Origin of the sequence: Streptomyces koelreuteriae, from assembly GCF_018604545.1 — a bacterium.
Lineage (GTDB): Bacteria > Actinomycetota > Actinomycetes > Streptomycetales > Streptomycetaceae > Streptomyces > Streptomyces koelreuteriae.
In genome coordinates, this window is record NZ_CP075896.1 from 5,610,263 (window position 1) to 5,636,654 (window position 26,392).

General features: G+C 70.6%; 21 protein-coding genes. 20 read left to right on the forward strand and 1 reads right to left on the reverse strand.

What is annotated here, in order from left to right; genetic code table 11:
* The 11 genes from KJK29_RS25335 (at position 1) to KJK29_RS25385 (ending at position 15,415) form a co-directional block, all read left to right on the forward strand.
* Positions 1 to 2,631, forward strand: a complete 2,631-nt coding sequence (locus KJK29_RS25335) for a valine--tRNA ligase (protein ID WP_215121425.1) — start codon at positions 1 to 3, stop codon at positions 2,629 to 2,631.
* A gap of 151 nt (positions 2,632 to 2,782) precedes the next feature.
* Positions 2,783 to 4,303 carry a bifunctional tetrahydrofolate synthase/dihydrofolate synthase gene (gene folC / locus KJK29_RS25340; RefSeq protein ID WP_215121426.1) on the forward strand — a complete coding sequence of 507 codons (1,521 nt, stop codon included), beginning with the start codon at positions 2,783 to 2,785 and terminating at the stop codon, positions 4,301 to 4,303.
* Between the two features lie 5 nt (positions 4,304 to 4,308).
* On the forward strand, positions 4,309 to 4,674 hold the full coding sequence (locus KJK29_RS25345; protein ID WP_215121427.1) for a DUF4233 domain-containing protein: 366 nt from the start codon (positions 4,309 to 4,311) through the stop codon (positions 4,672 to 4,674).
* 65 nt (positions 4,675 to 4,739) lie between these two features.
* Positions 4,740 to 5,153, forward strand: coding sequence for a nucleoside-diphosphate kinase (ndk, locus tag KJK29_RS25350; RefSeq protein ID WP_184592637.1), 414 nt, complete (start codon positions 4,740 to 4,742; stop codon positions 5,151 to 5,153).
* A gap of 265 nt (positions 5,154 to 5,418) precedes the next feature.
* Complete coding sequence (locus KJK29_RS25355) at positions 5,419 to 6,438, forward strand: rod shape-determining protein (RefSeq protein WP_004001297.1); 1,020 nt, start codon at positions 5,419 to 5,421, stop codon at positions 6,436 to 6,438.
* Positions 6,439 to 6,582: 144 nt separating this feature from the next.
* Entirely contained in the window at positions 6,583 to 7,530 is a 948-nt protein-coding gene (mreC, locus tag KJK29_RS25360; protein WP_215121428.1) for a rod shape-determining protein MreC, read from the forward strand.
* 13 nt (positions 7,531 to 7,543) lie between these two features.
* Positions 7,544 to 8,215 carry a rod shape-determining protein MreD gene (mreD, locus tag KJK29_RS25365; RefSeq protein ID WP_215121429.1) on the forward strand — a complete coding sequence of 224 codons (672 nt, stop codon included), beginning with the start codon at positions 7,544 to 7,546 and terminating at the stop codon, positions 8,213 to 8,215.
* A 115-nt stretch (positions 8,216 to 8,330) separates the two neighbouring features.
* Positions 8,331 to 10,577, forward strand: coding sequence for a penicillin-binding protein 2 (mrdA, locus tag KJK29_RS25370; protein ID WP_215121430.1), 2,247 nt, complete (start codon positions 8,331 to 8,333; stop codon positions 10,575 to 10,577).
* The gene (rodA, locus tag KJK29_RS25375; RefSeq protein ID WP_215121431.1) at positions 10,574 to 11,776 is read left to right on the forward strand and encodes a rod shape-determining protein RodA; all 1,203 of its coding nucleotides are present in this window, start codon (positions 10,574 to 10,576) and stop codon (positions 11,774 to 11,776) included. Before mrdA ends, rodA begins: the two co-directional genes overlap by 4 nt.
* 87 nt (positions 11,777 to 11,863) lie before the next feature.
* Positions 11,864 to 13,369 carry a CYTH and CHAD domain-containing protein gene (locus tag KJK29_RS25380; protein ID WP_215121432.1) on the forward strand — a complete coding sequence of 502 codons (1,506 nt, stop codon included), beginning with the start codon at positions 11,864 to 11,866 and terminating at the stop codon, positions 13,367 to 13,369.
* Between the two features lie 87 nt (positions 13,370 to 13,456).
* Entirely contained in the window at positions 13,457 to 15,415 is a 1,959-nt protein-coding gene (locus KJK29_RS25385) for a TIGR03960 family B12-binding radical SAM protein (protein WP_215121433.1), read from the forward strand.
* Between the two features lie 146 nt (positions 15,416 to 15,561).
* On the opposite strand, the gene KJK29_RS25390 is transcribed toward KJK29_RS25385, so the two are convergent.
* The gene (locus KJK29_RS25390) at positions 15,562 to 16,251 is read right to left on the reverse strand and encodes a GAF and ANTAR domain-containing protein (RefSeq protein WP_251057933.1); all 690 of its coding nucleotides are present in this window, start codon (positions 16,249 to 16,251) and stop codon (positions 15,562 to 15,564) included.
* 134 nt (positions 16,252 to 16,385) lie between these two features.
* Here KJK29_RS25390 and KJK29_RS25395 point away from each other — a divergent pair, with 134 nt between their 5' ends.
* From KJK29_RS25395 to obgE, 9 genes are all read left to right on the forward strand, one after another.
* Positions 16,386 to 16,883, forward strand: coding sequence for a DUF2975 domain-containing protein (locus tag KJK29_RS25395; protein ID WP_215121434.1), 498 nt, complete (start codon positions 16,386 to 16,388; stop codon positions 16,881 to 16,883).
* Entirely contained in the window at positions 16,883 to 17,101 is a 219-nt protein-coding gene (locus KJK29_RS25400; protein WP_189723560.1) for a helix-turn-helix domain-containing protein, read from the forward strand. Before KJK29_RS25395 ends, KJK29_RS25400 begins: the two co-directional genes overlap by 1 nt.
* A 25-nt stretch (positions 17,102 to 17,126) precedes the next feature.
* Positions 17,127 to 17,606 (forward strand): GNAT family N-acetyltransferase, encoded by a 480-nt coding sequence (locus KJK29_RS25405; protein WP_215121435.1) that lies wholly within the window; start codon positions 17,127 to 17,129, stop codon positions 17,604 to 17,606.
* Between the two features lie 43 nt (positions 17,607 to 17,649).
* On the forward strand, positions 17,650 to 18,762 hold the full coding sequence (locus tag KJK29_RS25410; RefSeq protein ID WP_215121436.1) for a phage tail tape measure protein: 1,113 nt from the start codon (positions 17,650 to 17,652) through the stop codon (positions 18,760 to 18,762).
* A gap of 48 nt (positions 18,763 to 18,810) precedes the next feature.
* The gene (locus KJK29_RS25415) at positions 18,811 to 19,638 is read left to right on the forward strand and encodes a TIGR03936 family radical SAM-associated protein (RefSeq protein ID WP_215121437.1); all 828 of its coding nucleotides are present in this window, start codon (positions 18,811 to 18,813) and stop codon (positions 19,636 to 19,638) included.
* A 259-nt stretch (positions 19,639 to 19,897) separates the two neighbouring features.
* Positions 19,898 to 24,007 (forward strand): Rne/Rng family ribonuclease, encoded by a 4,110-nt coding sequence (locus KJK29_RS25420; protein WP_215121438.1) that lies wholly within the window; start codon positions 19,898 to 19,900, stop codon positions 24,005 to 24,007.
* A 228-nt stretch (positions 24,008 to 24,235) separates the two neighbouring features.
* Positions 24,236 to 24,556, forward strand: a complete 321-nt coding sequence (gene rplU, locus KJK29_RS25425) for a 50S ribosomal protein L21 (RefSeq protein ID WP_010041937.1) — start codon at positions 24,236 to 24,238, stop codon at positions 24,554 to 24,556.
* A 14-nt stretch (positions 24,557 to 24,570) separates the two neighbouring features.
* On the forward strand, positions 24,571 to 24,825 hold the full coding sequence (gene rpmA, locus KJK29_RS25430) for a 50S ribosomal protein L27 (protein ID WP_215121439.1): 255 nt from the start codon (positions 24,571 to 24,573) through the stop codon (positions 24,823 to 24,825).
* Positions 24,826 to 24,931: 106 nt separating this feature from the next.
* Complete coding sequence (obgE, locus tag KJK29_RS25435; RefSeq protein ID WP_215121440.1) at positions 24,932 to 26,368, forward strand: GTPase ObgE; 1,437 nt, start codon at positions 24,932 to 24,934, stop codon at positions 26,366 to 26,368.
* Positions 26,369 to 26,392: the final 24 nt, after the last annotated feature.

Sequence of the window (26,392 nt, forward strand, 5' to 3'; positions counted from 1 at the left end):
GTGACCGAGAACGCTCAGCAGCAGCCACCAGCGCCCAGCACCGACCTGCCGACCCAGTACGCGCCGGCCGACGTAGAGGGGCCGCTGTACGAGCGCTGGGTAGAGCGGGGTTACTTCGAGGCGGACGCGAAGAGCGACAAGCCGCCGTACACCGTCGTCATCCCGCCGCCGAACGTCACGGGCAGCCTGCACCTCGGGCACGCCTTCGAGCACACCCTCATCGACGCGCTGACGCGCCGTAAGCGCATGCAGGGTCACGAGACGCTGTGGCAGCCCGGCATGGACCACGCCGGAATCGCCACGCAGAACGTCGTCGAGCGGGAGCTGGCGAAGGAGGGCAAGTCCCGGCACGACCTGGGCCGTGAGGCCTTCGTCGAGCGGGTCTGGCAGTGGAAGGGCGAGTCCGGCGGCCAGATCAGCGGCCAGATGCGCCGCCTCGGCGACGGCGTCGCCTGGTCGCGTGAGCGCTTCACCATGGACGAGGGCCTGTCCCAGGCCGTCCAGACCATCTTCAAGCGGCTCTACGACGACGAGCTGATCTACCGCGCCGAGCGCATCATCAACTGGTGTCCCCGGTGTCTGACGGCCATCTCGGACATCGAGGTGGAGTACCAGGACGACGACGGCGAGCTCGTCTCCATGAAGTACGGCGACGGGGACGACACCATCGTCGTCGCCACCACCCGCGCCGAGACCATGCTCGGTGACACGGCCGTCGCCGTTCACCCCGAGGACGAGCGCTACCAGCACCTGATCGGCAAGCTGGTCAAGCTGCCGCTGACCGACCGCTCCATCCCGGTCGTCGCCGACGAGCACGTCGACCCGGAGTTCGGCACGGGCGCCGTCAAGGTGACCCCGGCGCACGACCCGAACGACTTCGAGATCGGCCAGCGCCACGACCTCCCGGCCCTGACGATCATGGACGAGCACGCGATCATCACGGCGCACGGCCCCTTCCAGGGCCTGGACCGGCTGGAAGCGCGGTCGGCGATCGTCGCGGCCCTGCGCGCCGAAGGCCGGATCGTCGCCGAGAAGCGGCCCTACGTCCACTCCGTCGGCCACTGCTCGCGCTGCAAGACCACCATCGAGCCGCGGCTGTCCATGCAGTGGTGGGTCAAGGTCGGTCCGCTCGCGAAGGCCGCCGGTGACGCCGTCCGCGACGGGCGCGTCAAGATCCATCCGCAGGAGATGGAGAAGCGCTACTTCGACTGGGTCGACAACCTCCACGACTGGTGCATCTCGCGGCAGTTGTGGTGGGGCCACCGCATCCCGGTCTTCTACGGGCCGAACGGCGAGGTCGTCTGCGTCGGCCCCGACGAGGAGCCGCCCGGCACCGAGGCCGAGGGCTGGCGTCAGGACACCGACGTCCTCGACACCTGGTTCTCCTCCGGCCTGTGGCCGTTCTCCACGCTCGGCTGGCCCGAACAGACCGAGTCGCTCGCGAAGTTCTACCCGAACTCCGTCCTGGTCACCGGCTACGACATCCTCTTCTTCTGGGTCGCCCGGATGATGATGTTCGGCCTCTACGCGATGGACGGCACCCCGCCGTTCCACACCATCGCCCTGCACGGCATGGTCCGCGACCAGTTCGGCAAGAAGATGTCGAAGTCCTTCGGCAACGCGGTCAACCCGCTGGACTGGATGGACAAGTACGGCTCCGACGCGCTCCGGTTCACCCTCGCGCGTGGCGCCAACCCGGGTGTCGACGTCCCGATCGGCGAGGACTGGGTCCAGGGCTCCCGCAACTTCGCCAACAAGATCTGGAACGCGACGCGCTTCGCGATGATGAACGGCGCGACGGTGGACGGCCCGCTGCCGGACGCGTCGAAGATGTCGTCGACGGACCGCTGGATTCTGTCCCGCCTGAACTCCGTCGTCGCCGAAGTCGACGCGTTCTACGAGGACTACCAGTTCGCGAAGCTCTCGGACGCCCTGTTCCACTTCGCGTGGGACGAGGTCTTCGACTGGTACGTCGAGCTGTCCAAGACGACGTTCCAGGCGGGCGGCGAGGCGGCCGAGGTCAGCAAGCGGGTCCTCGGCGAGGTTCTCGACGTCACGCTGAAGCTGCTGCACCCGGTGGTTCCGTTCGTCACCGAGACCCTGTGGACCACGCTCACGGGCGGCGAGTCGGTCGTCATCGCCGAGTGGCCGAGCGACAGCGGTTTCCGTGACAAGGGCGCCGAGCAGGAGATCGAGTCGCTCCAGTCGGTCATCACCGAGGTCCGCCGCTTCCGCGCCGACCAGGGCCTCCAGCCCGGCCAGCGGGTTCCGGCCCGGCTGACCCTCGACGGCACGCCGTTCGCGACCCACGAGGCCGCCATCCGGCAGCTCCTCCGCCTCCAGCCGGAGGGCGACGCCTTCACGGCCACGGCGACCCTCCCGGTCGCCGGCGCCGAGGTCGCCCTCGACCTCTCCGGCACGATCGACATCGCGGCGGAGCGCAAGCGCCTCGCGAAGGACCTCGCGGCGGCGGAGAAGGAGAAGGCCCAGGCGACCGGCAAGCTCGGCAACGAGGCGTTCCTGGCGAAGGCCCCCGACCACGTCGTGGACAAGATCCGCACCCGCCTCGCCAAGGCGGAGGAGGACATCGCCCGCATTCAGGCACAGCTGGAGCGTCTGCCGCAGGCGTAAGGGTTCATACGGTCGTGGAGGCCCCGGTGCTGTCGGCGCCGGGGCCTCCACGTACTTGTTTTAGGGGCGCGGGGAACTGCGCGACCAGCCCCCACGGACCCGCACCCGCCCACAGCGAACAATGTCAGTCGGTCTCCGTAGACTGGGCCCCGTGAGCGAGCTCCCTCCAGACCACAGCGACGACCAGCCCGACCCCCTCGACAACTTCGACGAGATCATCGCGGAGGAGACCACCCGCGACCCCGACCTCGCGGTCATCGAAGCCGGCAGCCGAACCCTGCGCACCCAGGGCGGCCCGCCCGACGCCGACATCCCCACCCGGCCCGCCGACCCCGAGGTGGACAAGGCCCTGCGCGAGGTCGAGGCGGAGCTCGCCACGCGCTGGGGCGAGACCAAGCTGGAGCCCTCCGTCAGCCGTATCGCCGCGCTGATGGACGTCCTGGGCGAGCCGCAGCGGTCGTACCCGTCGATCCACATCACGGGGACGAACGGCAAGACCTCCACGGCCCGCATGATCGAGGCCCTGCTCGGCGCCTTCGAGCTGCGCACCGGCCGGTACACCTCGCCCCACGTGCAGTCGATCACCGAGCGCATCAGCCTCGACGGCGCCCCCATCTCCGCCGAGCGGTTCATCGAGACGTACGAGGACATCAAGCCCTACATCGAGATGGTCGACGCGCAGCAGGAGTACCGGCTGTCGTTCTTCGAGGTGCTCACCGGCATGGCCTACGCGGCCTTCGCCGACGCGCCCGCGGACGTCGCCGTCGTCGAGGTCGGCATGGGCGGCTCCTGGGACGCCACGAACGTGATCGACGGTGACGTCGCCGTCGTCACGCCCATCGACCTCGACCACACCGACCGGCTCGGCACCACCCACGCCGAGATCGCCACGGAGAAGGCCGGCATCGTCAAGCAGGGCGCGACGGTCATCCTGGCGCAGCAACCGGTCGAGGCCGCGCAGGTGCTGCTGAAGAAGGCCGTCGAGGTGGACGCGACCGTGGCCCGGGAGGGCCTGGAGTTCGGGGTCGTCGACCGGCAGGTGGCCGTCGGCGGGCAGCTGGTGACGCTGCGTGGCCTGGGCGGTGAGTACCCCGAGGTGTATCTGCCGCTGCACGGCGCGCACCAGGCGCACAACGCGGCCGTGGCGCTCGCCGCCGTCGAGGCGTTCTTCGGGGTCGGCGCGCAGCGCGCCGACGCGCTGGACCTGGACGCGGTCCGCAAGGCGTTCGCCGCCGTGGCCTCGCCCGGGCGGCTGGAGGTCGTGCGGCGCTCGCCGACCGTCGTGCTCGACGCCGCCCACAACCCGGCGGGTGCCCGGGCGGCGGCCGAGGCGGTCGGGGAGGCCTTCCAGTTCAGCCGTCTCATCGGTGTCGTCGGCGCGAGCGCCGAGAAGAACGTACGGGGGCTGCTGGAGGCCTTCGAGCCGGTGTTCGCCGAGGTCGTGATCACGCAGAACTCCAGCCACCGCGCGATGGACGCCGACGAGCTGGCCGGTATCGCCGTCGAGGTGTTCGGCGACGACCGCGTCCAGGTCGAGCCGCGGCTGCCCGACGCGCTGGAGGCCGCGATCACGCTCGCCGAGGAAGAGGGCGAGTTCGCGGGCGGCGGTGTGCTCGTCACCGGTTCCGTGATCACCGTCGGCGAGGCCCGACTGCTCCTGGGGAAGGGCTGAGACCCGTGCGTACGCTCTGTTCTTCGACCCTGATCGGCGAGTTCTTCGTCATCGGGTTCGCCGCTCTGGTCGCCATGAAGGATCCCGATCTGTCCATGGCGACGGTGTGGACGGTCAGCGGTGTCGCGATGTTCCTGTGTCTGGTGCTGTGCGGACTGGTGACGCGCCCCGGCGGGGTCGTGCTCGGCTGGGCGCTGCAGCTCGCGCTCATCGCGTCGGGCTTCGTCGTGCCGATCATGTTCTTCCTGGGCGCGATCTTCGCGGCCCTGTGGTGGGCGTCCGTGCACTACGGGCGGAAGGTGGACGAGGCGAAGGCGAGATTCGCGGCCCAGGCGGGCCCCTCGGGCTCCTCCACACCTGACGCTGCGTAACGAGCGGCCCGACACGCCGGGTAATCTCGTCTTTCCGTAAAACCTTGACGCTTAAGGAGCCCGTCGTGACTCAGCGCACCCTCGTCCTGCTCAAGCCCGACGCCGTCCGTCGTGGCCTGACCGGCGAGATCATCGGCCGCATCGAGCGCAAGGCGGGCTGGCGGATCACCGCGCTGGAGCTGCGCACCCTGGACCAGGACACGCTGGAGCAGCACTACGGCGAGCACAAGGGCAAGCCCTTCTACGAGCCGCTGGTGGAGTTCATGGCCTCCGGCCCGGTGGTGGCGCTGATCGTGGAGGGCGAGCGGGTCATCGAGGGGCTGCGCGCGCTCGCCGGCCCGACCGACCCGATCGCGGCCGCGCCCGGTTCCATCCGCGGCGACTACGGCGTCATCGTCCGCGAGAACCTGATCCACGCCTCGGACTCCGAGGAGTCCGCGGAGCGAGAAGTGAAGATCTTCTTCCCGGGTCGCGCCTAAAGCGCGAAGGGCGAGCAAAGTCCGGGAGCGGCGCTCCCGGACTTTCCTGGCATATACGTGCCGATCGAGGGAACGATCGCCCCCGAACGCCCGTCTCCACAAGCGAACCCGCACAGCATCTGCTGACATTGGCGGAGACCCTCCCGCAGTGTTCGCGAAGGCGCGTCTACGATGGAAGCCTTCACGTCACAGCACCCACCTTTGCCTACCTGAAAAGCCCTCAAAAGCTAGTGGGAAGGCCAGACGAATCCTGATGGGGAACTCAATGTCGTTCATCGGCCGTGACATGGCTGTCGACCTCGGGACCGCCAACACGCTGGTGTACGTCAGGGGTCGCGGGATCGTACTCAACGAACCGTCCGTCGTCGCGATCAACACCAACACCGGTGGCATCCTCGCGGTCGGGGCCGAAGCGAAGAAGATGATCGGGCGCACGCCCGGCAACATCGTTGCCGTTCGTCCTTTGAAGGACGGCGTGATCGCCGACTTCGAGATCACCGAGCGGATGCTCCGCTACTTCATCCTGAAGATCCACAAGCGGAGGTATCTGGCTCGTCCGCGGGTCGTCGTCTGTGTGCCCTCGGGCATCACGGGCGTCGAGCGCCGCGCCGTCATCGAGGCGTCGTCCCAGGCCGGCGCCCGCCAGGTGCACATCATCGAGGAGCCCATGGCCGCGGCCATCGGCTCCGGCCTGCCGGTCCACGAGGCCACGGGCAACATGGTGGTGGACATCGGCGGCGGCACCACGGAGGTCGCGGTCATCTCCCTCGGCGGCATCGTCACCGCCCAGTCCATCCGCGTGGCGGGCGACGAACTGGACAACGCGATCATCCAGCACATCAAGAAGGAATACTCCCTTCTGCTGGGTGAGCGGACGGCCGAACAGATCAAGATCACGATCGGTTCGGCGTACGACCTCGACTCCGACGAGCACACCGAAATCCGCGGCCGGGACCTGGTGTCCGGGCTGCCGAAGACCGTCGTCATCTCCGCGGCGGAAGTCCGCAAGGCGATCGAGGAACCGGTCAACGCGATCGTCGACGCCGTCAAGACGACCCTCGACAAGTGTCCGCCGGAGCTGTCCGGCGACATCATGGACCGGGGAATCGTTCTGACCGGCGGCGGGGCGTTGCTGCGGGGCCTGGACGAGCGGCTGCGCCGGGAGACCGGCATGCCGATCCATATCGCCGAGGATCCGCTGGACAGCGTGGCTCTCGGTTCCGGTAAGTGCGTCGAGGAGTTCGAGGCGCTCCAGCAGGTGCTGGACGCCCAGCCGCGCAGATGACATAACTCTTCGATTCCGCCGTACGGGACGATCTCCTCTCGTACGGCGGATCGTTGATATAGAGGCATAAGCTCCCACAAAACAGCCCCTCGGTTTTCCCTGGGGCTCCCCGAATTCCTATGAGGAAGGGCACGGCCGCCGCACGTGAGGGACACACGAGAGAGTCGGCTGCTCCTGGTGCTGCTGATCGCCATCGCGTTCGCTTTGATCACGGTGGACATCCGCGGTGGAGAGGACTCGCCCGTCGACGGTGCCCGGCAGGGCGCGGCGACGGTCTTCGGCCCGATCGAGAGCGGTGTCTCGGCCGCGGTCGACCCGGTCGGCAACGCGGTTTCCGCCATCCGTGAATCCGGCGACCGGCACGACCGGCTCGCCGTGCTGGAGGAGGAGAACGCGGCCCTGAAGGCGAAGCTCGGCAGCGACGACCGCAGCCGCAGCCGCCTCAAGCAGCTCGACAAGATGCTGAAGGTCGCCGGCCAGGGCCAGTACGGCATCAAGGGCGCCCAGGTCATCGCCATCGGCGCCGCGCAGGGCTTCTCCTGGACCATCACCGTCGACGTCGGCGCCAACGACGGCATCAAGCGCGACATGACCGTCCTGAACGGGGACGGGCTCGTCGGCCGGGTCACCACCGTCGGGCCCAACACCGCCACGGTCCTGCTCGCCAGCGACCCCGACTTCACGGTCGGCACCCGGATGGAGTCCGGCGACGAGCTGGGATTCGCCTCCGGGCAGGGCGACCGCCCGCTGCGTGTGGAACTCCTCAACGGCAAGGCGGAGGTGAAGAAGGGCGACCGTCTGGTCACCTTCGGCTCCCAGGCCGACCGGCCGTTCGTGCCCGGTGTGCCCGTCGGCGTGGTCTCGCGTGTCGACCCGTCCGGCGGCGGCCTGACCCGCACGCTCTATGTCACGCCGTACGCGAGCTTCAGCAAGCTCGACATCGTCGGTGTCGTCGTCGACGTCCCGAAGAAGGACCCGCGCGACACGGTGCTCCCGCCCAAACCCAAGCCCACCCCCAGGCCGACGGTGACGGTGACCGTGACGCCGTCCGCCGAGGCACCCGCAGACGGCCAGAACCAGCAAGAGCAGTAGGAGCTGTCACCTCATGCGCGTCAACCGGATCCTGCTCTCCTCCGCCCTGGTCGTCGTCGCCCTGGTGATCCAGGTGAGCGTCCTCGCCCGCCTGCACCTGCCGGGCGCCGTGCCCGACCTGATGCTCCTCACCGTCCTCGGCCTCGCCCTGGTCTACGGCCATGTGGGCGGCGCCCTCGTCGGCTTCGGCGCGGGCCTGCTGGCCGACCTCGCCCCGCCCGCCGACCACGCCGCCGGGCGGTACGCCCTGGTGCTGTGCGTCATCGGCTATCTCGCCGGACTGGCGAAGCCGGAGACGGGCCGGCTGAAGTCCGCCACCGGCCCCATGGTCGTGGTGGTCGCCGCCGCCGTCGGCTCGACCCTGCTGTACGCCGGGGTCGGTGCCCTCGTCGGGGACACCGCCGCCCGCCATGTGGGCCTGGGCAGCCTGCTGTTCACGGCCGCCCTGTACGACCTGCTGCTCGCCCCGTTCGTCGTGCCGGGGATCATGGCCCTGGCCCGGCGCGCCGAGAACGACCCCCTCGCCGACACCGGCTCCTCCTCCAAGGCCACCGACATCTCCTCGGGCTGGCTCTCCGGCGGCACCGGCCTGAAGATCGGCAGCCAGCGCAACGGGCTGCGGGTGAAGGCGGCCCGGGCCCGGATGGCGCGGGCCGGGCGCATCAAGGGGGTCAAGCGGCTGTGAACGCAGGGAAGTTCACCCGAACGAGCCGATCCGGTAGGAACGCCGGTTCGGGGGCGGCCGTTCATCAGTCGTACCCGCATATCCGTACGCGCATCGAGAGGGGGAGGCAGCACCCGTGACCAACATTCCCGAGACCGGCCGGAACACGCGGGTCCAGGTCCGGCTCGTCGTCATCCAGGTTCTCGTCGTCTCCCTGCTGCTCACGCTCGGCGGACGCCTGTGGTACCTCCAGATCCGTGAGGGCGCGGCCTACGCCAAGGAGGCGTCCGGGAACCACGTCCAGCAGGTCGTCCAGCCCGCCGTCCGGGGTTCGATCCTGGACGCGCGCGGTGTGGCCCTCGCCGACAACGAGACCCGGCTGGTCGTCTCCGCCTCCCGCACCGACCTGCTGAAGATGCCGGACGACGGCAAGGACGTCCTCACCAAGCTCGCCGGAGTCCTGGGCATGAAGCCCAAGGAGGTCATGGCGAAGGTCCGGCTGTGCGACTCCGAGACGCCCCAGCCCTGCTGGAACGGCTCGCCGTACCAGCCCATCCCCATCACCGACGAGGCCACGCCCAAGCAGGCCCTGCAGATCCGCGAGCGCGCCGAGGACTTCCCCGGCATCACCGCCGAGCCGGAGGCCATGCGCCGCTACCCGAGCCCGGGCAAGGCCAACACCGCCCAGGTCCTCGGCTACCTCTCGCCGGTCACCGACGAGGAGATCAAGGCGGCGCAGAACACCAACTCGCCGTATCTGCGCTCCGACCAGGTCGGCCGCTCCGGGCTTGAACGCCAGTACGACAAGCAGCTCCGTGGCAAGGCCGGCGTCACCCGCTACGAGGTCGACAACCTCGGCCGGGTCATCGGCCAGGCCGAGGCCGACCCCACCGAGCCGGGCGACAACCTCGTCACCAGCATCGACTCGCGCGTCCAGCGGATCGCCGAGTACCAGCTGAACGAGGCCATGAAGGAAGCCCGCAAGCAGCACGACCGCAACACCGGCACCAACTACAAGGCCGACTCCGGTGCCGTCGTGGTGATGGAGGCCAAGACCGGCCGGGTCGTCGCCATGGCGTCCAACCCGAACTACGACCCGAACGCCTGGGTCGGTGGCATCTCCGCCAAGGACTACGCGCGGCTCACCGGCAAGAGCTCCAACTACCCGCTGCTCAACCGCGCGATCCAGGGCCAGTCCGCGCCCGGCTCCATCTTCAAGGTCGTCCCGACGGCCGCAGCGATCAACGCCGGCTACTCCTTCGACGGCCCCTACCAGTGCTCCAGCTCGTACTCCCTGGGCGGCCAGGTCTTCAAGAACTTCGAGTCCAAGGGATACGGCCCGATCAGCCTCGGCCGCGCCCTGGAGGTCTCCTGCGACACCGTCTTCTACCGGCTCTCCCACGAGGAGTGGAAGCGCGACGGAGGCGCCAAGCCGAAGAAGAAGGCCGACGACTGGTTCTACAAGACCGCCCACCAGTTCGGCCTCGCCAAGGAGACCGGCATCGACCTGCCCAACGAGGTCACCGGCCGCATCCCCGACCGCCAGTGGAAGCTGGACTACTGGAAGGCCAACAAGGACGTCTGGTGCCGCACCGGCAAGCGCAACGGCAGCTACGCCGAGAAGATCGCCTACGAGAACTGCCTCGAGGGCAACCGCCTGCGCGCCGGTGACTCCATCAACTACTCCATCGGGCAGGGCGACACCCTCGTCACCCCGATCCAGATGGCCACCATCTACGGCGCCATCTCCAACGGCGGCACCCTCTACGACCCCTCCGTCGGCAAGGCCGTCATCAGCGCCGACGGCAAGACCGTCACGCCGATCAAGCCCAAGTCGCACGGCAAGCTGCCGATGTCGAAGACGACGCGCGACCGGATAGACGATGCCCTCGCGGGAGTCGCCACCCGCGGTACGGCCGCCTGGAGGTTCGGCGGCTGGCCGCAGGACAAGATCCCGATGCACGCCAAGACGGGTACGGCCGAGGTCTACGGCAAGCAGACGACCTCGTGGTTCGCCACCTACACCAAGGACTACTCGATCGTCATGACGATCGCCCAGGGTGGTACGGGCTCCGGCGCCTCGGGCCCCGCCGTCCGCAACATCTACAACGCGCTGTACGGCGTCTCCGAGGACGGCAAGATCGACAAGAAGAAGGCCCTGCTGTCCACCCCGCAGGAGACCCTGCCGAAGGTCAAGACCGACGGCACCATCTCCTCCCCGAAGGTCTCCAAGGACCCCGCGAAGGACCAGCAGGCAAAGAAGAAGGACCCGAACGCCCCGGCCGACCCGCTCCAGCCGGCGACGGCCGCCCCGCCGACGCCGGAGAACCGTGACACCCGAAGGCAGCGGCGCCGGAAGGGAAGCCGGAGGTCCACGACATGACCGGCGGTGTGAACAGCTTCCAGGTCTCCGGCTACGGGCCCGAGCGCTCCGGCTGGACCCGGCTCCTCGCCCGTGACTCCGTCGTGCGGCGGCTCGACTGGCCGATCCTGCTGTCGGCGCTGGCCCTGTCGCTGCTCGGCACGCTCCTCGTCTACTCGGCCACCCGCAACCGCACGGAACTCAACCAGGGCGACCCGTACTACTTCCTCGTCCGGCACCTGCTGAACACCGGTATCGGCCTCGCCCTGATGGCCGGCACGATCTGGCTCGGCCACCGCGCCCTGCGCACGGCCGTGCCGATCCTGTACGGCGTCTCGGTCCTGCTGATCCTGCTCGTGCTCACCCCGCTCGGCTCCACGATCAACGGCGCCCACTCGTGGATCAAGCTCCCCGGCGGCTTCTCGCTGCAGCCCTCGGAGTTCGTGAAGGTCACGATCATTCTGGGCATGGCGATGCTGCTGGCGGCCCGGGTCGACGCGGGCGACAAGCAGTACCCCGATCACCGCACGGTCGTGCAGGCCCTGGGCCTGGCCACCGTGCCCATGCTGATCGTGATGCTCATGCCCGACCTCGGGTCGGTCATGGTCATGGTCATCATCGTGCTCGGCGTGCTGCTCGCCTCCGGGTCGTCCAACCGGTGGGTGTTCGGACTGATCAGCGCGGGCGCCGTCGGCGCGATCGCCGTCTGGCAGCTCGGCGTGCTCGACGACTACCAGATCAACCGCTTCGCCGCCTTCGCCAACCCCGAGCTCGACCCGGCGGGCGTCGGCTACAACACCAACCAGGCCCGGATCGCCATCGGCTCCGGCGGACTGACCGGCTCCGGCCTCTTCCACGGCTCGCAGACCACCGGCCAGTTCGTCCCCGAGCAGCAGACGGACTTCGTCTTCACCGTGGCGGGCGAGGAACTGGGCTTCCTCGGCGGCGGCCTCATCATCCTGCTGCTCGGCGTCGTCCTGTGGCGGGCCTGCGCCATCGCCCGGGACACCAGCGACCTGTACGGCACGATCGTGGCCGCCGGCATCGTCGCCTGGTTCGGCTTCCAGACGTTCGAGAACGTCGGCATGACACTCGGCATCATGCCGGTCACCGGCCTGCCGCTGCCCTTCGTGTCGTACGGCGGTTCGTCGATGTTCGCCGTGTGGATAGCGGTCGGGTTGTTGCAGTCCATCCGGGTGCAGCGCCCGATGTCGGCGTGACCGCCGGGCGGGCGGCGCACTGAGGCAGGAGCACTGAGGCGGGGTGGCACTCTGCCGCCCCGCCCCCGGGCCGACTAGATTCGGTTCATGGCGGACAGCAAGCGCGAGATCGAGCGGAAATACGAGTCCGAGGACAGCGGGCTTCCCGACCTGACCGGTGTCGCCGGGGTCGCGGCCGTTGTCGACAAGGGTGTCGCCCACCTCGACGCCACCTACTACGACACGATCGACGAACGCCTCGCGGCGTCGTCCGTCACCCTGCGCCGCCGCACCGGCGGCTCCGACGCGGGCTGGCACCTGAAGTTCCCGATCGCCCCGGGCGTCCGCGACGAACTGAGCGCCCCGCTCTCCGACACCCTCCCCGACGACCTCGCCGGGCTCGTCCGCTCCCGTGTCCGGGGCGGCGAGCTGCTGCCCGTGGTCCGGCTGCGCTGCGAGCGCGACGTACGCCACCTCGTCGACGCCGACGGCGCGCTGCTCGCCGAGGTCGCCGTCGACGCCGTACTCGCCGAGCGGCTCACGGCCGGCGGCGGCGAGACCCAGTGGACCGAGATCGAGGTGGAACTCGCCGACGGAGGCGACCCGGCGCTGCTCGACAAGGTGGAGAAGAAGCTGCGCAAGGCGGGCGTACGGCCGTCGGAGTCGGCGTCGAAGCTGGCCCGAGCCCTCGCGGAGACGGCACCGGTCAAGAAGCGCCCGTCCGGTTCCGCCGGGAAGCCGGTCACCGCCGGGGACCATGTGCTCGTCTACGTACGCACCCAGCGCGACGCGATCGTCGAACTCGACCCGGCCGTCCGGCGGGACGCCGAGGACTCCGTGCACAGCATGCGCGTGGCCACCCGGCGGCTGCGCAGCACCTTCAAGTCGTTCGGCGACGTCCTCGACCGCGAGGTCACCGACCCGGTCGGCGACGAGCTGAAGTGGCTGGCCGGCGAGCTGGGCCTGGACCGGGACCGGGAGGTGCTGGCCGAACGGCTGACGACGGCCCTCGACGAGGTGCCCGACGAATTGGTCCGCGGGCCCGTGCCGGAGCGGATCCGCTCCTGGTCGAGCGCCGAGCACCGCGGGGCCCGCGGACACCTTCTCGGCGTCCTGGACTCCCGCCGCTATCTCGCCCTGCTCGACACGCTGGACGCGCTGATCGCCGACCCGCCGCTGCTGAAGGCGGCCGGCAAGAAGCCCCGCAAGGTGATCGCCAAGGCCGTGAAGAAGGACTTCCGCAAGGTCACCGCGCTGGTCCAGCAGGCACGGGAACTGGAGCCCGGCACCGACCGGGACGTCGCGATCCACGAGGCCCGCAAGAAGACCAAGCGCACCCGCTACGCGGCCGAGGCGGGCCGACCCGCCCTCGGCAAGCCGGCCAAGAGCCTGGTCAAGTCCATGAAGGCGCTGCAGAACCTGCTCGGCGAGCACCAGGACAGCGTGATGGCCCGGCAGACCCTGCGCGAGATGTCGGCGGTCGCCCACGCGGCGGGGGAGAGCGCCTTCACCTACGGCCTGCTCCATGAGCGCGAGGAGCAGCGGGCCACCCGCGTGGAGGCCGAACTGCCCGGATTCTGGGACGGGATCAAGGACGGGACGGCCGGCCTCTGACCCTCGGGCGTACGGAGACGCCCCGCGATCACGTTAGGCTGGATGGTCACCCCTGTCAGTACAGTCCAGCTCACGAAGGTGCGCGACATGCCTGCCGAAGTCGCTGCGTCGGTGTTCCCGCAGCTCGAAGCTCTGCTCCCGCATGTGCAGAAGCCGATTCAGTACGTCGGCGGGGAGCTCAACTCCACGGTCAAGGAGTGGGACTCCTGTGACGTCCGTTGGGCGCTCATGTACCCGGACGCCTACGAGGTCGGTCTGCCCAACCAGGGCGTCATGATCCTCTACGAGGTCCTGAACGAACAGCAGGGCGTCCTCGCCGAGCGCACCTACAGCGTGTGGCCGGACCTTGAGGAGCTGATGCGGGAGCACAAGGTCCCGCAGTTCACGGTGGACAGCCACCGGCCGGTCAAGGCCTTCGACGTGTTCGGCCTGTCCTTCTCCACGGAGCTGGGCTACACGAACATGCTGGCGGCCCTGGACCTGTCCGGCATCCCGCTGGAGGCCAAGGACCGCGGCCTGGACGACCCGATCGTCATGGCCGGCGGGCACGCCGCGTTCAACCCCGAGCCGATCGCGGACTTCATCGACTGCGCTGTCATCGGCGACGGTGAGCAGGCCGTCCTGGAGGTCACCGCGCTCATCCGCGCCTGGAAGGCCGAGGGCCGCCCCGGCGGCCGCGAGGAACTCCTCTTCCGCCTCGCCCGCACGGGCGGGGTGTACGTCCCGGGCTTCTACGACGTCGAGTACCTGCCCGACGGCCGGATCGCCCGCGTCGTCCCCAAGCGCAGCGGTGTCCCGTGGCGGGTCTCCAAGCACACCGTCATGGACCTGGACGAGTGGCCGTACCCCAAGCAGCCCTTGGTCCCGCTGGCCGAGACGGTCCATGAGCGCATGTCGGTGGAGATCTTCCGCGGCTGCACCCGAGGCTGCCGTTTCTGCCAGGCCGGCATGATCACCCGCCCGGTCCGCGAACGCTCCATCACGGGCATCGGCGACATGGTCGACAAGGGCCTGAAGGCGACGGGCTTCGAGGAGGTGGGCCTGCTCTCCCTCTCCTCGGCGGACCACACGGAGATCGCCGACGTCGCCAAGGGCCTGGCGGACCGCTACGAGGAGGACAAGATCGGCTTGTCCCTCCCCTCCACCCGCGTGGACGCCTTCAACATCGACCTGGCGAACGAACTGACCCGCAACGGCCGCCGCTCCGGCCTCACCTTCGCCCCCGAGGGCGGCTCGGAGCGCATCCGCAAGGTCATCAACAAGATGGTCTCGGAAGAGGACCTGATCCGCACGGTCTCCACGGCGTACGGCAACGGCTGGCGCCAGGTGAAGCTGTACTTCATGTGCGGCCTGCCCACCGAGACCGACGACGACGTCCTCCAGATCGCCGACATGGCGACCAAGGTCATCGCCAAGGGCCGCGAGGTCTCCCGCTCCAACGACATCCGCTGCACGGTCTCGATCGGCGGCTTCGTCCCCAAGCCGCACACGCCCTTCCAGTGGGCCCCGCAGCTCTCCGCCGAGGAGACGGACGCGCGGCTGCAGAAGCTGCGCGACAAGATCCGCGGCGACAAGAAGTACGGCCGCTCCATCGGCTTCCGCTACCACGACGGCAAGCCCGGCATCGTCGAAGGCCTCCTCTCCCGGGGCGACCGCCGTATCGGCGCGGTCATCCGCGCGGTCTACGACGACGGCGGCCGCTTCGACGGCTGGCGCGAGCACTTCTCGTACGACCGCTGGATGGCCTGCGCCGAGAAGACGCTGCCGGAGTTCGGGGTCGACGTCGACTGGTACACCACCCGCGAGCGCACCTACGAGGAGGTCCTCCCCTGGGACCACCTCGACTCCGGCCTGGACAAGGACTGGCTCTGGGAGGACTGGCAGGACTCCCTCGACGAGACCGAGGTCGAGGACTGCCGGTGGACCCCGTGCTTCGACTGCGGGGTGTGCCCGCAGATGGACACGTCCATCCAGATCGGTCCGACCGGGAAGAAGCTGCTGCCGCTGACGGTCAAGCAGCCTCAGACCAGCGGACACGCGCACTGATCGGGAAGCCCGAGATGACTGAGCCGGCCGAGGGGTGAGGTCGGTTCTCCGGGGGACCCGCTGAGACAAGGCGGGGTCGGTGGCGCTCCCCCGGGGGACCGGCCCGGCCCAGGTTCCCCCGGTTCAGCCATGTGCTGGGGGAGCCGTCAGCCGAGGCGGCCCTGTTCGCAGACGCGCCGGGCGACCTCGCGGAGCTTGATGTTCCGTTCCTGGGAGAAGCGGCGCAGCACGTCGAAGGCCTCCTTCTCGGTGAGGCGGTGGCTGCCCATGAGGATGCCCATGGCCTCGCCGATGACATGACGGGTGGCGACGGCCTGCTCCAGTTGGGCGTGACTGCGGGCGCTGGAGAAGGCGACGGCGGCGTGCGAGGCCAGCAGCCAGCCCGCCGTCTCGCTGTCCTCCGTGAAGGCCCCCGGGCGGCCCGAGTAGAGGTTGAGCGCGCCGAGATCCTCGTCCTCGGTGTACAGCAGGAAGCCCATCATGCTGCCCACGCCCAGGTCACGGGCCTGCTCGGCGTAGGCGGGCCAGCGCGGCTGCTCGTCGGTGAAGTCGGTGATGCGGAAGATCCGCGCCGCGGTGTCGCTGCGGGCCGCGTCAAAGCAGGGGCCCTCCGCCAGGCGCTCCTGCACCTGGTCGCTCTTGAGGACCAGATCGGCCGTGGGAGCGAGCGTCTCCACCCGCTTGCCGTGCAGGAGGAGGATGCCGGCCGCGTCGCATCCCGCCACGAGCTTCGTGGCCGAGTCGGTGATGTGCTCGAGGGTGGCGTCGACCGAGTGCTGAGCGAGCAGTTCCCGCGCCATGGAGGCCATCTCCTGCGCGAACACGCGCCATTCCACGGTGTTTCTCCCTCGGTCGTCGCCTCGGCGTGCTCTCTGCCCACGTTGCCACGTTTCCCCCGGGAGGGCCGTCCCATTGCCATGTCTATCGAGTTTCGATAGATTTCAATCGTAGCTCGATCGAAGGAGTGGTGATGGGGAAGCTGGCCGTGGCGGCGTTGCGTGGGGTGCTCGTGGTGCTGCTCGCCGGGTCGCTGTTCGTGCAGGCGGTCATGGTGCCGCTGCTGGCCGTCGATCTGGACGGACTGAACCCGGACTACGCGTATCTGCGCACCCCGATCCTCGTGATCACGATCCTCGGTATCGTGACGGCCCAGGTCGTTGTGGTCTGTGTGTGGCGGCTGGTGACGATGGTGCGCCGCGGGACGGTGTTCTCCACCGCCGCCTTCCGGTACGTGCACATCGTGATCGGCGCGTTCGTGGCGGCCGCCCTGCTGGTCTTCGCCCTCGCGGTCGTCCTCGCGCCCGGCGAGGCCGTCGCTCCCGGGGTGGTCCTGCTGCTGTGCGGGGTCGTCATGGCCGTGCTGGGCGTCGCGCTGGTCGTGCTCGTGCTGCGCATGCTGCTCGCGCAGGCCGTCGCACGCGACATCGAGGCGGCTCGGATGCGGGCCGAGTTGGAAGAGGTCATCTGATGGCGATCGCCGTCGACATCGACGTGATGCTGGCCAAACGGAAGATGTCCGTGGGCGAGCTCGCGGAACGCGTCGGCATCACCCCCGCAAACCTGGCGGTCCTCAAGAACGGCCGCGCCAAGGCGGTCCGCTTCTCCACCCTCGCCGCGCTCTGCGAAGTGCTGGAGTGCCAGCCGGGGGATCTGCTGCGCTGGGAGTCGGAGGGTGTGGACGGGTGATGCCGCCGGTCCACAGAATGCGGTGATGGAGAACATCGGCATCCGGCCCGCCCGCCCGGGCGAACTGCCCGCTGTCGCCCGGCTTCGATGGGACTGGCTCGTCGAGAACGGCGCCGAGGACCTCGGCGAACGCGAGGAGTTCGTGCGGCAGTTCGTCGCATGGGCCCGGGAGAACACCGCCTCGCATCGGTGCATGGTGGTCGTGCGTGCCGATGCCGTGGTCATCGGCATGGCGTGGCTGGCCGTCGTGCAGCGGGTCCCCACACCGCGAGCGCCGCGCCGCGCCTCCGGTGATCTGCAGTGCGTGTACGTCCTGCCCGACGCGCGGGACGGCGGGCTCGGCGGCCGGCTCATCCAGGCGGTTCTGGACGGGGCCCGGGAACTCGGGCTGGAGCGGGTCACCGTGCACTCGACCCCGCGGGCGATTCCCGCGTACGCCCGGCGTGGTTTCCAGGAGTCGCCCCGGCTGCTGCAGGCTCGGGTCGCGGGTCCCGGAGCCGGCTGAGCGGTTCGGGATCCGAACGGGACGCCGCGGCGTCTTCGACGGTATGGAACTGGAGAAGCCGGCCCGCGAGGGTTCCGAGGCGCGGGTCGACCTGCGCAAGAGGGTGCCCGAGGCGACTGCGCCGCCCGTACGTGGGGGCGCCGCGCCCGAGGGGTGTCTCGCCGTCGCGATCCGGATTCCCGTGCGGATCGTCGTGCTCGTACTGGTCGTCCCCGTGCGGATGGTGTGGGACGCGCTCGTCGTGGCCGGGCGGTTCCTGAACGACGTGCTGTTCCGGCCGGTGGGGCGGGCGCTGCTGTGGCTCGGGCGGGCGGTGTTCGTCTGGCCGTTCGTGGGGCTGTGGCGGTACGTCGTCGTGCCGGTGGGCAAGGCCCTCGGGTGGCTCGGGTACGTGCTCGTGGTCGTGCCCATGGGGTGGCTGTACCGGTATGTGCTGACGCCGGTCGGGCACGCGCTCGCGTGGGCGGCCAAGGGGGTCGGGGCCGCGCTCGGCTGGGTGTACGCCTACGTGCTCACACCCGTCGGGCATGCCCTGATCTGGCTGCTCAGGGGGCTCGTCGTCGTCCCCGCCCTGTGGCTGTACACCTGGGTGCTCGCACCCGTCGGGCGTGCGATCGTCTGGTGCGGCAGGGGGCTGGTGTGGCTGGTGAGCACGATCGTCACCGGCATCGGAACGGCCCTCTACTGGATCGCCCGGATCCTGCTCGTCCTGCCCGTGCTCGCCCTATGGCGCTGGGTTCTCGCCCCGGTCGGCAGGGTCCTCGCCGTCATCGGACGGGAGGTGTGGGACGCCCTCGGGCACGCCTGGCGCGTCGCCGGGCACATCTCGCTCGCCGTCGGGCGGTTCCTCGGCACCCTCTTGCGGTGGATCTTCGTCGAGCCGGTGCGGTGGGTGTACCGCAGTGTGCTGACACCGGTCGGACACGTCGTGCGGGACACCGTCCTGCGGCCCGTCGCCGCAGCCGCCCGCAGCGTGGGTAGCGCCACCCGGCAGGCCCTGGCCTCCGCCCGGGAGTCCGTACGGCAGGCGCGTGCCGACTTCCGGCGGATGCTCCTCGGCGAGCCGAGGCGGCCGCGGCCCGTCGACCGCGGGGAACCTTCGGGGCGCGGGACACGTACTCTTGGTAGCAGTACGACCGCTCTCACGAAGGACTGAACGACACTGGGCAAGCGACAGCCCGAAGGCCCGCCGCCCGCACCCGCGGTGCAGCGCATCCGACTGCGCTACACCAAGCGCGGCCGCCTCCGGTTCACCAGCCACCGTGACTTCCAGCGCGCCTTCGAGCGTGCGTTGCGCCGTGCCGAGGTGCCGATGGCGTACTCGGCGGGCTTCACACCGCACCCGAAGGTGTCGTACGCCAATGCCGCACCCACCGGCACGGGCAGTGAGGCGGAATACCTGGAGATCGCGCTCACCGCATCGCGCGATCCGGAGCAGCTCAGGACCCTTCTCGACGCGTCGATGCCCACCGGGCTCGACATCGTCGAGGCGGTCGAGGCGCGTACCTCGGGACTCGCCGACCGGCTCACGGCTTCCGTATGGGAGCTGCGGCTGGACGGGGTGTCGCGAGAGGAGGCCCGCCGCGCGGCGGACGCCTTCACCGCGGCCGAGACCGTCGAGGTCCAGCGCCAAGCCAAGAACGGCATCCGTACCTTCGACGCCCGAGCCGCCGTGGTGAGCCTGGAGATCCCAGACCCCACGGAAACGCAGAGTTCGCAGCCCGCCGCAAGCGTCGGCTCCACTGGAGCGGCTGACGCCGCGCTCCATGCTGGGCCGACCGACCAGCCCTGTGCGATACTGCGGCTGGTTGTTCGGCACGTGACGCCTGCCGTACGACCCGACGACGTCCTGTCCGGTCTCCGCGCCGTGGCCGACCTGGCGCCGCCGGTCCCCGCAGCGGTGACCAGGCTGGCGCAGGGGCTGTTCGATGAAGAGACCGGCACGGTGACCGACCCGCTCGCGCCCGACCGCGAGGCAGCTCAGGCCCACTCAACGGCCGAACAGCCTGCCGCCGCGACGGCGCCGGCGTAAGGAAGGTTCCGCGAAGGGACGGACGTCGTAGCGCCGCCCTCGGACTCGGGAGCCACCTGGGTCGGGCAGCGTACCGACCAGCAGACTTTCGCCAGGCCGTACGCATTCGGCGTACGGAACCGGCGAGACAAGACACGGAGAGCTCCCGTGCGGCGCCCGCGCCCCGGACGGCGGCGACGCGCACAGCGCGAGCCGCGGACGTCACCGGCATCGCCGGACCAGGCGCGGCGCCCGGGAGCCTGACGGGAGAAAAGCCCGCATGCTCGAACCGACCGAACCCACAGAGTCCTCAACGGGCTCCGAACAGAACAGCCCCAGCGACACCCTGCCGCCTCGCCGGCGGCGCCGTGCCGCGTCCCGCCCGGCGGGTCCCCCCGTCGGCGGCTCCTCCGACGCCCCGGTGGAGACCGTCGCGCCGGCCATACCGGCCGCCGATCCCGACGAGCTCGCGACCGAGGTCGTGGAAGCCGACGAGGAAGTCGTCGCCGAGGCGGAAGAGACGTCCGAGGCCGCGCAGGCCACTGAGAGCGCAGAGAGCGCCGAAGAGGCCGCGCCCGCCGCCCCCGCCAAGCGGCGCCGCGCCGTCCGCCGGGCCTCCGCGCCCGCCGGCGCTCCGACGGCCACGGAGGCCGCCGAGACCGTCGTCCCGGTGACCACCGCCGCTCCGGCCGGCTCCGAGGCGTCGGAGCAGGCAGAGGCCCCCGCCGCGTCGGCCGCGGTGTCCGAGGACGCCGCTCCCCGGCGTACCCGGCGTCGTGCGACGCGCACGGTGACCTCGCCTGCTGCGGCTCCGGCGGAGACGTCCGAGACGGCGCAGGCCACGTCCGGCGACCCGGAGCCGGTGGCCGAGGCCGCCGCGCCCACCGAGGTCTCCGAGGAAGCCGCGCCCGCCGAGGACTCCGCTCCGCGCCGGACCCGCCGCCGTGCCTCGCGACGGGTGTCCGCACCCGCCGGGGCGCCGGAAGGCAACGCCGAGGAGGCGAAGGCACCCGTGACCGAGAACCCCGCCGCAGAGGCCGCCCGCGCCGCCGAGGCCCCCGCCGCTGAGGCCGCGCCCGCGCCCGAGGCCCCCGCCGAAGCCACCCCCGCCGCAGAACCCGCTGAGGCCGCCGAGGCCGCCGAGGATGCCGCCCCGCGGCGTCGTCGTCGCGTCGCTCGCAGGGCCGCCGGCGGTTTCGCCGAGCCCGCCCAGTCCCCGAGGTCCGCGAAGGCCTCGAAGTCCGCCGCGGCCACCGACACGGCTGCCGCCGAGAGCGAGTCGGCCGCGCGCCCCGCCCGTCCGGCCGTCGCCGTGTTCCAGGCGCCCGTGTTCACCGAGCCCCAGTTCCAGACGCCGGAGCGCGCCGCGGCCGCTGCCGCCGCCCAGGCTGCCGTGACCGAGGAGCCCGAGGAGACCGAGGCGCCCGCCGCGGCCGAGGCTCCCCGGGAGGAGCAGTCCGGCGGGTCCCGCCGCCGGCGCCGCCGCCGGGGTGCGGGCGACGAGCCCGAGGCCCCGGCCGCCGAGGCCGCCGCCGCTCAGAGCGCCGAGGACGAGTCCGAGGACGCCGAAGACTCCGCCGACTCCGACGAGCAGGAGGAGTCCGAGGGGAGCGGCTCGCGCCGCCGCCGTCGCCGGGGCGGCCGCCGCCGTAGGCGTGGCGACTCCGCCGACTCCGAGGACACCTCGGACGACGAGTCCGAGCAGGGCGCCGCCGCCCAGGACGCCGAGGACTCGGCCGAGGAGTCCGATGAGTCCGACGAGGCCGCCGACCGTGACGAGTCGTCCGGCGGAGGCGGCTCCAGCAGCAGCCGTCGGCGCCGTCGCCGCCGTCGCCGCGCCGGTGACAGCGGCACCGACTCCGAGACCTCCGAGGACGACCCGGAGCGCACGGTCGTCAAGGTCCGCGAGCCCAGGCCGAAGGCGGAGCCGTCCGACGAGGTGCAGTCCATCAAGGGCTCGACCCGTCTGGAGGCCAAGAAGCAGCGCCGCCGCGAAGGCCGCGAGCAGGGCCGCCGGCGCGTCCCGATCATCACCGAGGCCGAGTTCCTGGCCCGGCGCGAGGCCGTCGAGCGCGTGATGGTCGTCCGCCAGCACGGCGACCGTACGCAGATCGGCGTCCTCGAGGACAACGTGCTCGTCGAGCACTACGTCAACAAGGAGCAGTCGACCTCGTACGTCGGCAACGTCTACCTGGGCAAGGTCCAGAACGTGCTGCCGTCGATGGAGGCCGCCTTCATCGACATCGGCAAGGGCCGCAACGCGGTGCTGTACGCCGGTGAGGTCAACTTCGAGGCGCTGGGCATGGCCAACGGGCCGCGCCGCATCGAGTCCGCCCTGAAGTCCGGCCAGTCGGTGCTCGTCCAGGTGACGAAGGACCCCATCGGGCACAAGGGCGCGCGTCTGACCAGCCAGGTCTCCCTCCCCGGCCGCTACCTGGTCTACGTGCCCGAGGGCTCCATGACCGGCATCAGCCGCAAGCTGCCCGACACCGAGCGGGCCCGGCTGAAGACCATCCTCAAGAAGATCGTCCCCGAGGACGCGGGCGTCATCGTGCGCACCGCCGCCGAGGGCGCGAGCGAGGACGAGCTGCGCCGGGACGTCGAGCGGCTGCAGCAGCAGTGGGAGGACATCCAGAAGAAGGCCAAGAGCGGCAACGCCCCGACGCTGCTGTACGGCGAGCCGGACATGACCGTCCGGGTCGTCCGCGACATCTTCAACGAGGACTTCTCCAAGGTCGTCGTCAGCGGTGACGAGGCCTGGTCGACCATCCACGGGTACGTCTCGCATGTCGCGCCCGACCTGGCCGAGCGGCTGTCGAAGTGGACCTCCGAGGTCGACGTCTTCGCCACGTACCGGATCGACGAGCAGCTCGCCAAGGCCCTGGACCGCAAGGTCTGGCTGCCCAGCGGCGGCTCGCTGGTGATCGACCGGACCGAGGCGATGGTCGTCGTCGACGTCAACACCGGCAAGTTCACCGGTCAGGGCGGCAACCTCGAGGAGACCGTCACCAGGAACAACCTGGAGGCGGCCGAGGAGATCGTGCGCCAGCTGCGGCTGCGCGACCTCGGCGGCATCATCGTCATCGACTTCATCGACATGGTGCTGGAGTCCAACCGGGACCTGGTGCTGCGACGTCTGCTGGAGTGCCTGGGCCGGGACCGGACCAAGCACCAGGTGGCCGAGGTGACCTCGCTGGGGCTCGTGCAGATGACCCGCAAGCGGGTCGGGCAGGGGCTGCTGGAGTCCTTCTCCGAGACCTGCGTCCACTGCAACGGCCGCGGTGTCATCGTGCACATGGAGCAGCCGACCGGCGCCGGTGGCGGAGGCGGCGGCAAGCGCAAGAAGCGCGCGCGTGCCGGTGCCGACCAGCCGCACACGCACGAGGCGGCCGCCGTCGAGACCGCCGAGCAGGAGGCGGAGACCGAGGCGGAGGTCGGTGCCGAGATCGCCGAGCCGATCGCCCTGCCGGAGCCGTCCTTCGAGCCCGACGAGGAGCTGTACAGCAGCGCCGCCGAGGCGGAGGCCGCGGCCGGGCGTGGGCGTACGCGGCGTCGGGCGAGCCGGCGGGCGTCCGCACCGGCGGGTGCGCCGCGCGGTGAGGCGGCGGAGCCGAAGTCCAGGAAGGGCAGGAAGGCCGAGCAGGCCGAGGTGCCGACGGCGCAGGACGTGACCGCCGCCGAGGAGGTCGCCCGTCCGGTGCAGCCGGAGCCGGCCGCCGAGGCGCACGCCGAGCCGATGGCCGTCGAGGACCCGGTCGTCGAGGCCCCGGCCGCCGCGGCCGAAGCGGCCCCGGCCGCCGAGGAGGCCGCGCCCAAGGGCCGTGGCCGTCGGCGGGCGACGCGCAAGGTGTCCGCGCCGGCCGGTTCCCCGGCGGGGGCCGAGGCGACCGTGGTGACGGTCGCCGAGACCGCACCCGCCGCGCCGGAGGCCGCGGAGACGCCGGAGCGGGCCGAGCAGCCCGAGCCGGCCGCCGAGGCGCCCGCCGAGAGCGCCGCCCCGGCCCGTCCGCGCCGCCGTGCCGTGCGCAAGCCCACCGCGTCCACCGCGTCCGAGGAGGCGGCCGTCGTGGTCGTGTCGTCGGCAGCGGAGGAGGCGTCGGAGGCCGGAGCCCCGGCCGCCGAGGCCGCCGCGGAGGCGCCCGCCGAGGCCGCCGAGGAGGCCGCTCCGGCCAAGAAGACGGCCCGCAAGACGGCCAAGAAGGCCACCACGGCGAAGAAGGCCACCACCAAGAAGACCGCGGCGAAGAAGACCGCGGCCAAGAAGACGACGGCCAAGAAGGCGGCGACCACCAAGACCGCCGCGAAGAAGACCGCGTCGAAGAAGACCGTGGCGGCGGAGCAGACGGTGTCGTCCGCGTCCTCCGTCTCGGCCTCCACCGACGAGGGCTGACATCCCGTCCCTGTGCGACCGGCGTGACCGGTCGCACAGGGGGCGGACCGGCCTCGGTTTGACCCCCTCGGCCGGGGCCCCGTAACCTTGACCGTCGGCGTGTCGAATGACGCGTCACATCCCCGTAAACCTCACCCTCCGGGCGCCGGGCGCCCAGGAGAGGCTGCTCGCTGAGTCGGGCGGCTGGCCTGCGGGGGTGCCGTTTCCCCGAGCGAGAGAGAGTTCCGCGTGTACGCCATCGTGCGCAGCGGTGGTCGCCAGCACAAGGTTGCTGTCGGCGACATCGTTGAGGTTGACAAGATTTCCACCGCCCAGGTTGGCGACACGGTCGAGCTCTCGACCCTGCTCGTTGTCGACGGCGACTCCGTGACCAGCGACCCGTGGGTGCTGGCCGGCATCAAGGTCCAGGCCGAGGTCGTGGACCACCACAAGGGCCAGAAGATCGACATTCTGCGCTACAAGAACAAGACCGGTTACCGCCGTCGCCAGGGCCACCGCCAGCAGTACACGGCGATCAAGGTCACTGAGATCCCCGCGGCTGCGAAGTAAGGGACTGAGGAGAAATGGCACACAAGAAGGGCGCATCGTCCACTCGGAACGGTCGCGACTCCAATGCCCAGCGGCTCGGCGTGAAGCGCTTCGGCGGTCAGGTCGTCAACGCTGGTGAGATCCTGGTCCGTCAGCGTGGCACCCACTTCCACCCGGGCACCGGCGTCGGCCGTGGCGGCGACGACACGCTGTTCGCCCTGGCCGCCGGTTCGGTGCAGTTCGGCACCCACCGTGGCCGCAAGGTCGTGAACATCGTTCCGGTCGCCTGACCGGAATCTTTCGCGAGGCGGACCTCACTTCCCTCACGGGAAGCGGGTCCGCCTTTCGCGTGTTGGTTCTCAGAGAACACCCCGTACGTAACTGGAGGCACATCCCATGACCACCTTCGTGGACCGCGTCGAGCTGCATGTCGCCGCGGGTAACGGAGGCCACGGCTGTGCCTCCGTCCACCGTGAGAAGTTCAAGCCGCTGGGCGGGCCGGACGGCGGCAACGGCGGTCGCGGCGGGGACGTGATCCTCACCGTCGACCAGTCGATCACCACGCTTCTCGACTACCACCACTCCCCGCACCGCAAGGCCACCAACGGCAAGCCCGGCGAGGGCGGCAACCGCTCCGGCAAGGACGGGCAGGACCTGGTCCTGGCCGTGCCGGACGGCACGGTGGTGCTGGACAAGGCGGGCAACGTCCTCGCCGACATGGTCGGGCAGGGCACGTCCTTCGTCGCCGCGCAGGGGGGCCGGGGAGGGCTCGGCAACGCGGCGCTGGCCTCCGCCCGGCGCAAGGCGCCCGGCTTCGCGCTGCTCGGCGAGCCGGGGGACCTGCGGGACGTCGTCCTGGAGCTGAAGACCGTCGCCGACGTGGCGCTCGTGGGCTATCCGAGCGCCGGCAAGTCGTCCCTGATCTCGGTGCTCAGCGCCGCCAAGCCGAAGATCGCCGACTACCCCTTCACCACGCTCGTGCCGAACCTCGGTGTCGTCACGGCCGGTTCGACCGTGTACACGATCGCCGACGTGCCCGGGCTGATCCCCGGGGCCAGTCAGGGCAAGGGCCTGGGCCTGGAGTTCCTGCGGCACGTGGAGCGGTGCAGTGTCCTCGTGCACGTCCTGGACACCGCCACGCTGGAGTCCGACCGCGACCCGGCCTCCGACCTCGACATGATCGAGGAGGAGCTGCGGCAGTACGGCGGGCTGGACAGGCGCCCGCGGATCGTCGTCCTGAACAAGACCGACGTACCGGACGGCAAGGACCTGGCCGAAATGGTGCGGCCCGACCTGGAGGCGCGCGGCTACCGCGTGTTCGAGGTGTCGGCCGTGGCGCACCTGGGGCTGAAGGAGCTGTCGTTCGCACTCGCGGAGCTCGTGGCCACGGCCCGGGCCGCGAAGCCGAAGGACGAGGCCACCCGGATCGTGATCCGGCCCAAGGCCGTCGACGACACGGGCTTCACCGTCACCCGCGAGGCCGACGGCCTGTTCCGGGTGCGCGGTGAGAAGCCCGAGCGGTGGGTGCGGCAGACCGACTTCAACAACGACGAGGCGGTCGGATACCTCGCGGACCGGCTCAACCGGCTCGGTGTCGAGGAGTCGCTGGTGAAGGCGGGTGCCCGGGGCGGCGACGGCGTCGCCATCGGACCCGAGGACAACGCGGTCGTCTTCGACTGGGAGCCGTCCCTGACGGCCGGCGCGGAGATGCTCGGCCGGCGCGGTGAGGACCACCGGTTCGAGGGAGAGCGCCCGGCAGCGCAGCGCCGTAGGGACCGGCAGGCCGAGAGGGACGAAGCGGAGCAGGAGTTCGACGACTTCGAGCCGTTCTGAGTTAACAAAGAGCAAATTCGCGAC

What these genes read in the sequence shown, in the direction of transcription:
- KJK29_RS25400 (WP_189723560.1), top strand. Translation starts at nt 16,883, where the DNA reads ATGGCGATCGCCGTCGACATCGACGTGATGCTGGCCAAACGGAAGATG.
- KJK29_RS25385 (WP_215121433.1), top strand. Translation starts at nt 13,457, where the DNA reads ATGCCTGCCGAAGTCGCTGCGTCGGTGTTCCCGCAGCTCGAAGCTCTG.
- KJK29_RS25355 (WP_004001297.1), top strand. Translation starts at nt 5,419, where the DNA reads ATGTCGTTCATCGGCCGTGACATGGCTGTCGACCTCGGGACCGCCAAC.
- rodA (WP_215121431.1), top strand. Translation starts at nt 10,574, where the DNA reads ATGACCGGCGGTGTGAACAGCTTCCAGGTCTCCGGCTACGGGCCCGAG.
- KJK29_RS25395 (WP_215121434.1), top strand. Translation starts at nt 16,386, where the DNA reads ATGGGGAAGCTGGCCGTGGCGGCGTTGCGTGGGGTGCTCGTGGTGCTG.
- KJK29_RS25405 (WP_215121435.1), top strand. Translation starts at nt 17,127, where the DNA reads ATGGAGAACATCGGCATCCGGCCCGCCCGCCCGGGCGAACTGCCCGCT.
- obgE (WP_215121440.1), top strand. Translation starts at nt 24,932, where the DNA reads ATGACCACCTTCGTGGACCGCGTCGAGCTGCATGTCGCCGCGGGTAAC.
- KJK29_RS25380 (WP_215121432.1), top strand. Translation starts at nt 11,864, where the DNA reads ATGGCGGACAGCAAGCGCGAGATCGAGCGGAAATACGAGTCCGAGGAC.
- KJK29_RS25410 (WP_215121436.1), top strand. Translation starts at nt 17,650, where the DNA reads ATGGAACTGGAGAAGCCGGCCCGCGAGGGTTCCGAGGCGCGGGTCGAC.
- mreD (WP_215121429.1), top strand. Translation starts at nt 7,544, where the DNA reads ATGCGCGTCAACCGGATCCTGCTCTCCTCCGCCCTGGTCGTCGTCGCC.
- KJK29_RS25420 (WP_215121438.1), top strand. Translation starts at nt 19,898, where the DNA reads ATGCTCGAACCGACCGAACCCACAGAGTCCTCAACGGGCTCCGAACAG.
- rpmA (WP_215121439.1), top strand. Translation starts at nt 24,571, where the DNA reads ATGGCACACAAGAAGGGCGCATCGTCCACTCGGAACGGTCGCGACTCC.